Annotated in this window: 12 protein-coding genes; 6 read left to right on the top strand and 6 right to left on the bottom strand. The window is 64.8% G+C overall.

Annotation, left to right across the window (positions count from 1 at the left end):
- Positions 1–46: 46 nt before the first annotated feature.
- From ATJ93_RS06485 to ATJ93_RS06495, 3 genes are all read left to right on the top strand, one after another.
- Positions 47–220: a DUF1059 domain-containing protein gene (locus ATJ93_RS06485; RefSeq protein ID WP_120243765.1), complete on the top strand. Its 174-nt coding sequence runs from the start codon at positions 47–49 to the stop codon at positions 218–220.
- Positions 221–330: 110 nt separating this feature from the next.
- Positions 331–1,149, top strand: coding sequence for a helix-turn-helix transcriptional regulator (locus ATJ93_RS06490; protein ID WP_120243766.1), 819 nt, complete (start codon positions 331–333; stop codon positions 1,147–1,149).
- Between the two features lie 287 nt (positions 1,150–1,436).
- On the top strand, positions 1,437–2,039 hold the full coding sequence (locus ATJ93_RS06495; RefSeq protein WP_120243767.1) for an OsmC family protein: 603 nt from the start codon (positions 1,437–1,439) through the stop codon (positions 2,037–2,039).
- A 340-nt stretch (positions 2,040–2,379) separates the two neighbouring features.
- On the opposite strand, the gene uvrA is transcribed toward ATJ93_RS06495, so the two are convergent.
- The gene (uvrA, locus tag ATJ93_RS06500; RefSeq protein ID WP_120243768.1) at positions 2,380–5,346 is read right to left on the bottom strand and encodes an excinuclease ABC subunit UvrA; all 2,967 of its coding nucleotides are present in this window, start codon (positions 5,344–5,346) and stop codon (positions 2,380–2,382) included.
- Positions 5,347–5,565: 219 nt separating this feature from the next.
- Here uvrA and ATJ93_RS06505 point away from each other — a divergent pair, with 219 nt between their 5' ends.
- Positions 5,566–6,096: a hypothetical protein gene (locus ATJ93_RS06505; RefSeq protein WP_120243769.1), complete on the top strand. Its 531-nt coding sequence runs from the start codon at positions 5,566–5,568 to the stop codon at positions 6,094–6,096.
- Between the two features lie 65 nt (positions 6,097–6,161).
- Positions 6,162–6,326 (top strand): hypothetical protein, encoded by a 165-nt coding sequence (locus ATJ93_RS23540; RefSeq protein WP_170155526.1) that lies wholly within the window; start codon positions 6,162–6,164, stop codon positions 6,324–6,326.
- A 60-nt stretch (positions 6,327–6,386) separates the two neighbouring features.
- Here the strand turns inward: ATJ93_RS23540 and ATJ93_RS06510 are convergent, their stop codons facing one another.
- The 4 genes from ATJ93_RS06510 to ATJ93_RS06525 all read right to left on the bottom strand — a co-directional run bounded on the left by ATJ93_RS06510 (position 6,387) and on the right by ATJ93_RS06525 (position 10,937).
- Positions 6,387–8,090 carry a hypothetical protein gene (locus ATJ93_RS06510; RefSeq protein WP_120243770.1) on the bottom strand — a complete coding sequence of 568 codons (1,704 nt, stop codon included), beginning with the start codon at positions 8,088–8,090 and terminating at the stop codon, positions 6,387–6,389.
- Between the two features lie 494 nt (positions 8,091–8,584).
- Positions 8,585–9,703: an aminotransferase class V-fold PLP-dependent enzyme gene (locus tag ATJ93_RS06515; protein ID WP_120243771.1), complete on the bottom strand. Its 1,119-nt coding sequence runs from the start codon at positions 9,701–9,703 to the stop codon at positions 8,585–8,587.
- Positions 9,704–10,003: 300 nt separating this feature from the next.
- Positions 10,004–10,495, bottom strand: a complete 492-nt coding sequence (locus ATJ93_RS06520) for a chemotaxis protein CheD (protein ID WP_120243772.1) — start codon at positions 10,493–10,495, stop codon at positions 10,004–10,006.
- A 202-nt stretch (positions 10,496–10,697) separates the two neighbouring features.
- The gene (locus ATJ93_RS06525; RefSeq protein WP_120243773.1) at positions 10,698–10,937 is read right to left on the bottom strand and encodes a hypothetical protein; all 240 of its coding nucleotides are present in this window, start codon (positions 10,935–10,937) and stop codon (positions 10,698–10,700) included.
- A gap of 179 nt (positions 10,938–11,116) precedes the next feature.
- Here ATJ93_RS06525 and ATJ93_RS23545 point away from each other — a divergent pair, with 179 nt between their 5' ends.
- A complete protein-coding gene (locus ATJ93_RS23545; RefSeq protein WP_170155527.1) occupies positions 11,117–11,266 on the top strand; it encodes a DUF7557 family protein in 150 nt (49 codons plus the stop codon).
- Positions 11,267–11,474: 208 nt separating this feature from the next.
- On the opposite strand, the gene nrfD is transcribed toward ATJ93_RS23545, so the two are convergent.
- Positions 11,475–12,815, bottom strand: a complete 1,341-nt coding sequence (gene nrfD / locus ATJ93_RS06530; RefSeq protein ID WP_120243951.1) for an NrfD/PsrC family molybdoenzyme membrane anchor subunit — start codon at positions 12,813–12,815, stop codon at positions 11,475–11,477.
- Positions 12,816–12,901: the final 86 nt, after the last annotated feature.

Here is a 12,901-nt window from a genome sequence, read left to right on the forward strand (position 1 = left end):
TAGCTACCTCCCTTCCGGACTCGTAGCTGCCGTGGGGAGCAGAGAGATGACACGAGCACACCGACTCGATTGCGAAAAAGCGGCCGCCGACTGCCGATTCATCATTCAGTCGGAGGACGAGGACGAAACGGTCGAACTGGCGCGGAATCACATGCGGGAGGTCCACGGGCAGGAGTACACGGACGACGACCTTCGGCGCGAACACATGCAAACCGTCTAGGGCGGCGTCTCGCGACGGTTCGCGTTCCTACCCTCTGCCGGGAACCGGGGACGGCGACCGTCGCGCTCGAGCGAACGAATAGTTATAGCGACGCTACGAGTAGTTCTCGTATGAACCCTGCTACCAACAACCACGTTTCCGCGGGGTCGCCGATCGACGACATCGCGTACCTCGTGCGCTCGGAACACCGCGTCGCGGCGCTCGTCGCGCTCGCGGCGCGACCGCGAAGCCGGTCCGAACTCCGCGAGCTGGCGGAGGTTTCGTCGTCGACCATCCGACGCACGCTGCGCGAGTTCGAGGACCGCAACTGGGTCCGCAGGGACGGCTACCGGTACGAGGCGACGCAACTCGGAGCCGCCGTCGCGACCGCGATGGAGGAGGTGATCGACCGCGTCGAAACCGAGCGCGCGCTCCGGGACGTCTGGCACCGGCTGCCGGGCGAGGACCACGGGTTCACGCTCGAGATGTGCGCCGACGCGACCGTGACGGTCGCCCGGCCCGCGGACCCGTACGCCCCGGTGAACCGGTTCGAGTCGCTACTCCGGCGGACGACCGCGTTCCGGTTCGTCGGCACGGATATCGCCCTGTTCGAACCCTGCAAGGACGTGTTCCGGCAGCGGATCGTCGACGGCATGGAGACGGAGATCATCGACCCGCCCGCCCTCGCCGCGTACATCCTCGAGACGTACCCGGACCACTGTTCGGAACCGTTCGAGAGCGGCAACCTCGCGGTGTTCGTCCACGACGACTTGCCGCCCTACGGGATCGGGCTCTTCGACGACCGGATCGCCGTGAGCTGTTACGAGCGGGACAGCGGCACGGTCTGCGTGCTGGTCGACACCGACGCGCCGCCGGCCCGCGAGTGGGCGGACTCGAGGTACGAGGCCGCGCGGCTCGAGGCGCGGCCGCTGGCGGTCGAGCTTCCGTGACCTGCGTCGTGATTCCGTGACCTGCGTCGTGATTCCGTGACCCGCTTCGTGACGTGCGCTCGAGGCACTCGTTCTGTTCCGCTCCAATACTGTCCCAATCCGCCCCGATGCTGCCCTCGTACGGTACGTATCGGAGCACGCTATTTCGCCGCTGCTCCGACATCGGCCGAACGGCGACGTCTGACCGCCGGTCATCGGCTGCGCAACCGGCAGCGCTCGCCGAGTGGGCGGCAGATAGCTAGCTAACCCGCGAGCGCCTCGGCTTTCGTGGGAAGGAGAGACAACCCATGACACCAGACCAGACCACACACGGCGTCGACCTCGAGACGTTCGAGGCGTTCGCCGACCACGCGGCCGACGATCCCGACGCGGTCCAGCTCGGACTCGGGGCGGCGGCGACCTACGAGGGGACGGCCGCCCACAGCCTGGCGAAGATCGATAGCTACGAACTCGGCGGCGAGGAGATCGCGCGCGAGACCCGCGAGTACACCATCCCGTACGGCGGGTGGAAGGAGGTGCTAGACGCCGGCGGCTGGACCGGCAGCACGGACCGGATGGAGCCGATCGAAGTCGCGCTCTCGGCGCTGGCCGCCTGCATCAACGTCGGCATCACGATCAACGCCGTGGCGAACGGCGTCGACGTCGAGCGCCTCCGAACGCGCGTCCGAACCGATTTCGACCCCGCTGTCCTCTTCGGCCTCGCGGACCTCGAGGCGACCGACGGCGTCTTCGAGAACACGACCGCGGAGATCGAGATCGAAGGCGAGGGCGTCGACGAGAATCGTGTCAACGAGTGGGCCCGGCGAGCCCCCGTCTACGCGCTCGTCGCCCTCGGGCAGGACGTGCACCTCTCGGTGGAGACGCCCGCCGAAATCGCGAGCGACGACTGAACGGCGGCGACGAACCGCCGTTTCTCGGATCCAAATACTCCCGAAGCCGCCGCGTCTCGCCGCTCCGCGCGGAAACAGATCGAACGGGGCGTCCGGCGGTCGATCTCGGCCGCGAGTTCCGGACGCTCCGCCGCGAGGGTCTCGTCGGGGGTCGGCTCCTCGAGCGCGCGCAGGTCGAAGCCGGCCTCGAACAGCGGTCCCAGGAGGTCGCCCAGCGGCCGGCGGTAGTAGGTGCCCGGATTCGACCCGTCCGCACCGTTCCAGCGGATCTCGAACTGCCCGGTTTCGTGGTAGTTTCTGCCGAGTTCGAGATGTAGAACCGAAAACGCCGGCGTCCGGCTCAGTCGTCGTCCATCGGCGCCGACACCGGTTCGACGCGCTCGCCGCGCGGGCCTTCGATGTCCACCTTCGGAAGCAGGTCCCGCAGGTAGCGGCCGGTGTGAGAATCGTCGAGTTGCGCGACCTCCTCGGGGGTGCCGGTGGCGACGACCTGGCCGCCGTTCTCGCCGCCTTCGGGGCCGAGGTCGATGATGTGGTCGGCGTTCTTCACGAGGTCGAGTTCGTGCTCGATGACGACGACGGTGTTGCCGTTGTCGGTCAGCCGGTGGAGCACGTCGATGAGCTTGCGCTCGTCCTCGCTGTGGAGCCCGGTGGTGGGCTCGTCGAGCAGGTAGAGCGTCTCACCCGAATCTTTCTTGCCCAGTTCCTCGGCGAGCTTGATGCGCTGGGCCTCGCCGCCCGACAGCGTCGTGGAGGGCTGGCCGAGCTTCATGTAGTCCAGTCCGACATCCTTCAGCAGCTTCAGGCGTCGGCGGATCTGACTCGAGGACTCGAAAAAGTCGTAGGCCTCCTCGACGCTCATCTCGAGGACGTCGGCGATGGTCTTGCCCTTGTAGGTGACGTCGAGCGTGGCGTCGTTGTAGCGGGCGCCGTCACACTCCTCGCAGGGGACGTACACGTCCGAGAGGAAGTTCATCTCGATCTTCACCGTCCCTTGGCCGCCACACTCCTCGCAGCGGCCGCCCTTGACGTTGAAGGAGAACCGGCCCTTCTCGTAGCCGCGCTGTTTCGAGAGCTTCGTCGAGGCGAACAGTTCGCGGATGTGGTCGAAGACGCCGGTGTACGTTGCGGGATTGGAGCGGGGCGTGCGGCCGATCGGCGACTGGTCGATCAGGCGCACGGTCTCGATCTCCTCGAGGCCCTCGAGGTCGTCGTAGTCGCCCGGAATGACCGACGTGTTGTCGTTCATCTGGCGGGCCAGTCCCTTGTAGAGGACCTCGTGCATGAGGGTGGACTTCCCGGAACCGGAAACGCCGGTGATGGCGGTAAAGCAGCCCAGCGGGATGTCGACGTCCAGATCCTTGAGGTTGTGCTGGCGCGCGCCGAGGATCGTCAACGCGCCGTCGGGGTCGCGCCGTTCCTCGGGCACAGGAATCTGTCTGCGACCGGAGAGGTAGTCGCCGGTCACGGACTCCTCGCACTGCTTTACTTCCTCGACGGGACCGTTGACGACGACCTCGCCGCCGCGCTTGCCGGGACCGGGCCCCATGTCGACGACCTGATCCGCGCGGCGCATCGTCTCCTCGTCGTGTTCGACGACGAGCAGGGTGTTCCCGAGGTCGCGCAGTTCCTCGAGCGTGTCCAGCAGGCGGTCGTTGTCGCGCTGGTGGAGGCCGATCGAGGGTTCGTCGAGGACGTAGAGGACGCCCACGAGGCCGGAGCCGATCTGCGTCGCGAGGCGGATGCGCTGACTCTCGCCGCCCGAGAGCGTCGAGGCCTCCCGATCGAGGGTGAGGTACTCGAGGCCGACCTCGACCATGAAGCCGAGGCGGGCACGAATTTCCTTGAGAATCTCCTCGGCGATGACCTTCTCGCGCTCGGTCAGGTCGGCTTCCATCGACTCAAAGTGTTCCAAGGCGTCGCCGATGCTCATCCCGTTGATTTCCGTGATGGAGGTGCCGTCGACCAGCACCGCGCGGCTGGCGGGCTTGAGGCGGGTGCCGTCACAGGCCGGACACTCCGTGACCGACATGTAGTCCTCGATGTGCTCGCGGGTCGAGTCCGAGTCGGTCTCGAGGTAGCGACGCTCGAGGTTCGGAATAACGCCCTCGAACTGCTTGCGCTTCCGACGGGTGCCGTTTTTCGTGTGCCGCTTGAACAGCACTTCCTCGTCGGTGCCGTAGAGGAACTGTCGCCGGATGTCCTCGTCTAACTCCTCGAACGGGGTCGACAGCGAGACGTCGAAGTGCTCGGCGACGGCGTCGAGCCGCGTCTGGTAGTACGAGCGGTTGTAGCTCCAGGCCTCGAAGACGTGCTTGAGCGGCTTCGAGGGGTCCTGGACGACGAGATCCTCGTCGACCTCCTTGGTTTCGCCCAGCCCCTCACACTCGGGACAGGCGCCGTGGGGCGAGTTGAACGAAAAGGAGCGGGTTTCGATTTCGGGGACGTCGATCCCGCAGTGCGTGCAGGCCAGATCCTTCGAAAACTCGACGACGAACCGGTCGTCATCGTCGTCGCCCTCGTCACCGAGCGCACCCGTCCGGCGGGCTTCCTCGCCGAGGTCTTCGGCCGCTTCCGCCGGCGGATCCGGGAGGATGACCTTCAGGACGCCCTCCGCCTCGTCGAGCGCGGTTTCGACGCTGTCGATGATGCGTGGACGGTCCTCGGTGGAGACCTTCACGCGGTCGACGATGACGTCGATCGTGTGGTCGAAGTTCTCGTCTAGATCGGGGTCGTCGAGCGTGAGGTCGTGCTCCTCGCCGTCGATCTCGACGCGGGCGTACCCTTCCGAGACGAGTTCCTCGAACAGGTCCTCGAAGGCGCCCTTCTGGTCGCGGACGACCGGCGCCGCGAGCTTGGCCTTCGTCCCCTCGGGCAGTTCGAGGATGCGCTCGACCATGTTCTGGGCGGACTGCTCGCCGACCTCGCGGCCGCACTCGGGACAGTGGGGCGTTCCGACGCGGGCGTACAGCAGTCGCAGGTAGTCGTGCAGTTCGGTGACGGTCCCGACGGTCGATCGCGGGTTGTTCGCGGCGTTCTTCTGGTCGATCGAGATCGCCGGGGAGAGGCCTTCGACGGTCTCGACCTGGGGCTTGTCCATCTGGCCCAGGAAGTTCCGGGCGTAGGCCGAGAGGCTCTCGATGTACCGGCGCTGGCCCTCGGCGTAGATCGTCTCGAACGCGAGGGAGGACTTGCCCGAGCCCGACAGGCCGGTGACGACGGTAAACTCCTCGCGGGGGATCTCCACGTCGAGGTCCTTGAGGTTGTGTTCCTCCGCTCCGCGGACTTGGATGTAGTCCTTGCTCATGTCTCGCTTGCGATAGGTCGTGAGTAGCTGGTCGCGCGACTCGATACCCGATTCATTGTAGGTGTATCAGTGGCCCGAGGAACTTAACGGGTCTGAAACCCGAATGACGAGGTATTTGGTAACAGTAATCACGAAGCCGATCTCGAGCCGCCTTCGATCCGATGGAGTCCCCCACCCGATGCCCAAAGTGACTTCGGCCGGAAGCGCGAACGGTCGGTCATGAGCGACGACACCGAGCCCGACCTGTCGGTCGGCGAATTCGTCGAGTACTGCCGAACCCAGGCCGGGCTCCTCTCCGGGCAGGTCGAAACGATGGGCGAGGAAGCGGACGATCTCTTAGACGAGATCGAAGAGACGGTCGCGGACATCCGCTCGCGGCTCGAGCAGCAACAGGGCGCGAACACGCAGGGGACGGCAGCGCCGACGTCGACCGCCGACCCGGGCGCGGACGAGGTCGACGTCGAGGACGTCGAGGAAATGGCGGCGGATCTCGAGGAGAAACAGACCGTCGTTGAAGCGAAGCAGGTCCGAATGCAGGCGTTTCAGGAACTGGCTGCGGACTACACCGAACTCGCCGAGGAACTGCAGTCGGACGCCGAGGACGGCCGGGCGGCGATGACCCGCGTCGTCGAGTTCGAACTCGAGCGCGACGCGCCGGCGTACTTCGACGAGCGACAGACGCTGGCCGAGGCGGCCGCCGAGGCCACCGAATCGAGCGAGTCGGAACCCAGCGAAGTCGATCCGGAGTAGGGTCCCGATTCAGCGGTGTTTCGTTGGAGGAGACGTTTTGTACGTTCGGCCGGTACTGTGCCCGTATGTCCCAGACGACCCACAGCTGCCTCTGTGGCGCGACCCTCCAGTTTCGCCAGGACATCGTCAAGGAAGGCGGGGGCGTCTATCCGACCTGGAAGTGCAAAGACTGTGGGACCGAAGTTCCCGGACAGATCGCCGAGAAGTTGCGCCACCAGCATCCCTCGTAGATCCCAGGGCGTCCGTCCGTAACGCGAAAAGATCGGAGAGCGAGGGCGTAGCGCGAGTATTCAGTCGCCGTAGCCCTCGACCTGTAATTCACACTGCGCTACGTATCCGCTCACGGCGGCAGGGTGCGGTACCTCCGCTACCGTGCCTTCCATGATGAGCCAGGCGATCACTCGTTCATTTTGGATCGAGTCGCCGTCGACGTACTGCGACGGATGGTAGAACTCGAGTTCGGCGTCTAGGTCCTCGACCCGCGTTTTCTGGGAGTCCGCCGGTCCGATCTCGTCGGAGTCGACCGGCACGACGACGAGTTCCAGGTCCCGATCCATCGGGATGTCGATCTGCTCGCTTCCGTCCGGGTTCTCGAAGCGAACTTTCTGTCCGGGTTCCCCCTCGAGGTAGAACTCCTGATCGGGGGTGATCCACTGATCGCCGTCGAAGACGTGGGTTTCGACGCCGTCCGTCGTCCCGGGAGTCACCTCGAGCGCCGTGTAGTGAAGGTACTGCATTGTCACGTTCTCTTCGCCGTCCCAGTTCTCCGTCGCGCCGTAGGTCCGCAGCGACTCCACTTCGTGTCCCGGTCCGTGTCGGCGCCAGATTGGAACGATTCGGCCGTCGCTGAAGAACTCGTACGAGATGTTGTAGTTGTACGGTCCGAACTGGGCTCCCGAGTGGAAGTCGACGCTCCCCCGTCCCTGAGCCCCGGTGTGGTAGTGGGTGCGGAACTGGAATCCGGACGGATGCCCTCGCCGTTCCGGATAGTCGATCTTTCCGAGTTGACCCGGCCCACCGAACGGAATACTGTGAATGTCCCAGTACAGGTGGTGGCCGGTGAAGACGGGCTCGTGATCGGGGAAGAACCAGTCGACCGTGTTTCGACCTTCCCGCGGCGGTAAGTTATAGCCCGTCGGGGTCGCCATCGCGTTCATCGTCCGGAAGACCGGTCGTCCGTTGTAATCGCCGTAGAACGTCACCCCCATCGTTTCGGGCGGCTCCCACTCGATCTGCCAGTTGTCCTGCTCGAACGACTCCTCGGGGAGCAGATCGAATCGGTGGAACCCGTCTTCGGCCGTCTTGAGCGGGCGCTGCTCGATCGGAACGGCCGGCACTTCCCCGAGGACTGTCTGATCGGCCGGAACGATCTGCCGGGCCATTTCCTGAACCGGATACCGGACGAAGTCCTCGACGAAGTGCAAGTCGACCAACTCGGGGTTTTCCGGATCGGTCACGTCGAGATAGCCGACTGCGACCGAAACCTCGTCGTCGCCGACCCCGTAGAAGATCAGCGATGAGACTTCGCCGTGCGGTCTGTCCTTCCAGGCGAAAATCTCCTCGGCCACCTTGAACACCGCCCACGTGTCTCTGTCCTGCTCGAACTCCTGGACGTCCGGGTGATCGCGCATAACCCGTACTCGCTGGAGTTCCGCGTCCGAATACTCCTCCTGCCACGACACGTCGATCGGGTCGGAGATGTTGAGTGCAACGAGTTCGTTGTGCTGCCGATCGACGAGGCCGAATACCGTCTGCCGATTCCGCGCCGTGATTTCCCAGCCCCCCTGGTCGGTTCCGCCTTCGACGGTGTAATCCGTCGGTCCCTGAATGCTGATCGCGTCGAGGTGGTTCGAGAGCGGTTCGTATCCGACGAAATTCGCAATCCACTCTCGCGCGACGCTGTTCGCTTCGGGATCCTTCAGCAGGGTTTCGACCGCCTCTTTCCGGCGGTGTATGTGGGTGATTTCGTAGTTCTCCTCGTGAAAATCACGCACCGACAGACGCTCAGCACCGGTAATTCGGTCCGTTGGGTCCGGTGATTCTCGACTCGATTCTGTTTCGGTCTCGGTTTCGCTTTCCTGTGCGCTGGCAACCCCCGGTAGCCCGAGTACCGCGGCCGCCCCGCCCGCTTTCATTACTCCCCGCCGATACCACTTCCAACCGTGCCCCTTGCCATCGTATGGCATGGTTAAATCCGGCGCCCCCCAGCAAGTTAATGGTTGTACATATATGTTATAGGACGGTGGAGAGTTGCGTAAAAGATTAGTTGAATAGTTAAAATACCAGTAGTAGCAGTCTACGAATGTTAAACTATATGGATAGATTGTAGCTATACGGAGCCGGACTGATTGACTGAACAGGGAATCCGAACCCATCTATCAGATATAAATGCCCATTCATTCAGTTTGTACACGTGATTTCTAAATTGGCAAATCCGGTTTCGATAGTAGTTTTGAATAAAGGGACTGGCCGACTCCCTAACAGTGAGCTACAGCGACAGCGCCTCGAGCACCGCGTCCACGTCCGCCGGCGTGTTGACGGCGTGGACGGAGACCCGCACGGCGTCAGGGGACGGCAGCGAACGGACGGTGATGTCGTACTCGGCGAGACGTTCGACGGTCGCCTCGGGGTCGTCGACATCGATCGTCACCAACCCCGACTCGAACTCGCGCGGACTCAGCAACCGTTCGTCCGGAACCCCGTCCTTGAGCCGCTCCGTGAGCCGTTCGATCCGATCCCGAACCGTCTCGAGGCCGACCGCTTGGAGGCAGTCGATCGCCTCGACCAGTCCGGCGTGGGGGACGGGACTCGCGGTCGCGACCTCGAACCGCCGCGCGCCGGCGGCGTACTGGTACTCGGCGGCCTCGGGATCCTCGACGCTGCGGTAGCCGATCGCGGGCGGGACGAGGTCCGGAGCGACGTCCTCGTTGACGTACAGGAAGCCGGAGCCGAACGGTGCGAGCAGCCACTTGTGGCCCGCGCCGACGACGAAATCGGCGTCCCATTCGGTGACGTCGACCGGGCCCTGCCCGGGCGCCTGCACGGCGTCGACCAGCACCGTCGCGCCAGCATCGTGGGCGATGTCGACGATCTCGTCGATCGGCAGCCGGGTGCCGTGCGTCCAGGTCAGCGAACTCACGCAGAACAGCGACGCGTCGGCCGCGGCGGCTTTCACGTCGTCGAGGTCGAGTCGCCCGCGATCGGTCTCGAGGACGCGCACGTCGATCCCGCGCTGACGCTCGAGACGCCGCCACGGCAGGACGCCCGCGGCGTGCTCGAGGTCGGTTCGGACGACGGTGTCGGCTTCGTCCCACTCGAGTGAGACCGCGCCGGCGATGCGGTTGATGCCGTCGGTCGTGCTCTCGGTCAGCGCGATTTCGTCCGGAGTGGCACCCAGCAGGTCGGCGATAGCGGTCCGTGCGTCGTCGTAGGCGTCGAGCGCCGCGGGATACATCCCCTCGTCGCCGGGGGCCGCGTACTCGTGGTGCTCGAGCGCCGATTCGGCGGCCTCGACGACGCGGCGGGGGCTCGGCCCGCTCGCGCCCCAGTTGCAGTAGACGCCCGACTCGAGGCCCGGAATCGTCTCGCGGAGTGCCGTCGGATCCATTAGCCCGTGGTTTGCACTCGAGCGTGTTTGTTCTGGCGGCGTTCGATGGTGCAGGCGGTACCGACACGCATGAGACTGCGACTGACGAGGACGGATCGTCACCGAGACCGGATGAGGAGACTGACGGTCGCGATTGCGGACCGAGGGACAAAACGGGGAACGGAGCCATGGAGCGTGTGACAGGGATCCTGGCTCCACGAGATGCCACGGGCCGGACGAGCAAAACCTTGTCTACTCGGCGCCGGACCGGCCAGCCGATTCGAGACAGCCGCGCTTGCGCTCGTCAGCTACCAGCCGCGCCTACTTTCGAATGACAGTGCCGCCCGCAGTCCTGACCACGACCTCTCCGTTCGTCGGGTCGAACGTAATCGATCGTCCGGCGCTGCCGCCGACCTCGACCGCCCGAACGGGAATTCCGTGGGCCTCGAGCAGCGCCTTCGCGGCGGCCACGTTCTGGTCGCCGATCGATCCGCCGGCGCCGCTGAACTCGATCATCGTCGCCCCGCCGACGAGTTTCGCCCACGACCGGTCCGCGACGCCGCCCTCGCGCTCGAACTCGTCGAGCATCGCCTCGAGGCCGGTGTCGGCGAACTTGGCGTCGGGTTCCGGACGGTCCCGCGAGTCGGACTCGGGGAGCATGAAATGCAAGAGGCCGCTCACTTCGTGGTCGGGATCGTGGAGCGCTACGGCTACGCACGATCCCACGCCGCTCGTCTTCAGCGGTCGGGTTTCGCCGGTGACGGCGTACTCCGCGACTCCGACGGGTATGCACTCGTATTCACTGTCGACCACGGAATCACCTCGTCTTCGGTTTCCGGTCCCATCCCCGACCGCCCCCTTGAGTGCATAGTCGCGGTTGCTCTGTGGTAGCCTTTCCGGCCGTCACCCCTCCCCGGCGGGCCGGGCGAACGGCCGCCGTCAGTGATCGCCGGCGGTAACACTGCGTGCGCCGCTACTGACTCGAGAATTGCTGCTGGTCGGCGGCCGGATCGAGTCAGAGTTCGCCGCGCAGTACGATCTCTTCGCCGACCGACTCGAGCATATCCTCGGTGACGATGTAGTCTTCCTCGTCTTCGCCCTCCCAGCCGAGCGACGCCAGCGCCTGTTCGGCGAGCGACGGGTTCGGGTCGACGTAGGCCCGTGAGCCGTCGACTTTCGCAACGATACCGAGTTCTTTGCCTGCCGCGTCAACGACTGTCTTTCCGACTTCGTCGTTCGTTAACGGTGCCGTCATACCCGACGGCTACGACGAGACCGAGGGTAAACGCTGGCCCGTCCGCTGCCGGCCGCACGATTGACTGCAAGGGAATAGTACAAACCCGTGTCCGACGTGGGCCCGAAAGGAGGCTCCGGCGACCGCGCGGACGACGGGCGACCGCGTTCGGGAGGTCCCGTGGATCACTCTACCCAACCATGACCCAGACACTCGAAATCAGCGACGACCTGATGGACCGACTCGAGAGCCACTGCGAGGAGGGCCAATCCCCCGAGGAACTCGTCGAGGAGTTGGTCTCGGTGTACGAGACCGAGGGCACGTTCCTGCAAGAGGGGTACTCGGAGTAGTCGTCGCGATGGGGTTCAACGTGCCGATCGGCGGCTAGTAGCCAGTGCGGTAGTCTCGTCTTCGCAGAGCGTCGGCGTGTAATCGAACCGTCGCGAGCGCGTCCCACGTCGATCGAGGGGACGTATCGAGTCGCGAATCGGGAATCGAAATCGGGATCGGGAATCGAAATCGGGAACGACGAAGTAGTGTAACTCCGCGGAGCTGCAGTCAGTCCTCCATCACGGTGTCCTCGTGATCGCGGTCTTCTCGCAGGTGTTCGACCGCGTGGAGTTCGACCACCGGAACGACCTTGGAGACGAGCAGGAAGATCAGCGTCACCATCCCGATCGTACCGGTAACGGAGGCGAGTTCGATCAGGCTCGGCACGTACACCCCGGGCGTCGCGGCGTAGATGTCGAACGCGGGGTGGAAGAACCCCTCGATGACGAACAGCACCTTCTCGAGCAGCGTCGCGGTGAGGACCGCGAGCGAGGCGACGATGGCGCGCCGCTTGGAGAACAGGGACGGACGGATCGTCTGGGCGAAGATGTACGCGAGGACCCCGCCGACCAGCGTCATCGAGAGGATGTAGAACGGTTCGGACAGCGTCGCCTCCCAGGTGTGGCCGAGTCCGGTGGGCGGCGAGAACGTCCCGGACGTGATCTGCTGGAGCTGCAGCCAGAGGAACAGGAGACAGAAGAAGCCGAGCCACAGGAGCAGCCCCCGGAAGATGTCGTCGGTGATGATGTGCTCCCAGTCGTAGGCGCGACGGAACGAGTACGAGATGATGATCACGCCGCTGATCGCCGAAGTCAGCGCGATCATGAGGAACTGCGGTCCCTGCACGCCGCCGAACCAGCGCGGATAGGTCGGGAGGAGCGCGAACAGCCAGGGGATGACGCCCCCGTGAAGCAGGAGCGGGGCCATGATGATGACCGCCAGCGCGAGCCACCAGACCATCCGCTGGACGATCTCGTCTTCGCGCTCGGTGTAGCCGATCGTCAGGATCTTGTAGATCGGCTCGAGGGCGTCCGGCAGGTCGTCGCGCAGTCGATTGACGTCGTACCGCAGCGTCAGCGAAAGGTAGGTTGCCGTCAGCACGAAGTACGCCGTAATGACCGTCACGTCCCACACCAGCGGTGAGTTGTTGACCGTGATGTGGTAGTGACCGACGACGCTCGTCACCATCCGATCGGGTCGGCCCAGGTGGACGATGATGTAAAAGCCCGCAGCCGAGAGGCCGCCGATCGTCATCAGTTCGGCGAGGCGAGCGATCGGCATGTATCGGTCCATACCCAGCAGTCGGACGGCAGCCGACAGGATGATTCCGCCGTGGGCGATCCCGACCCACCAGATGAACGCGCCGATGTAGATCCCCCACGTGACGCCGCCGCCGGTCCCCCAATCGGAGAGTCCGGTGACGGCCATGCCTTCCGCGAGCTGGTAGGTCCAGCCGACGAGAAAGACGACGAACGCGAGGGTAGCGACGGCGGCTACCACGAGGTACTTCGTCGACGGACGGCCGATCGGCCGGACGATGTCCGCTCTGCTCGGCGTTTTCGTACTCATGTGCGAGGTTCCCACAAGCATACCTCGGCTACGCATTTCGTTTCTCAGGGTGCGTACGCAAGCACCCCTTCGGTCCGTCGCGCCGC

It is taken from the genome of Halopiger aswanensis, from assembly GCF_003610195.1.
Taxonomy (GTDB): Archaea; Halobacteriota; Halobacteria; order Halobacteriales; family Natrialbaceae; genus Halopiger; species Halopiger aswanensis.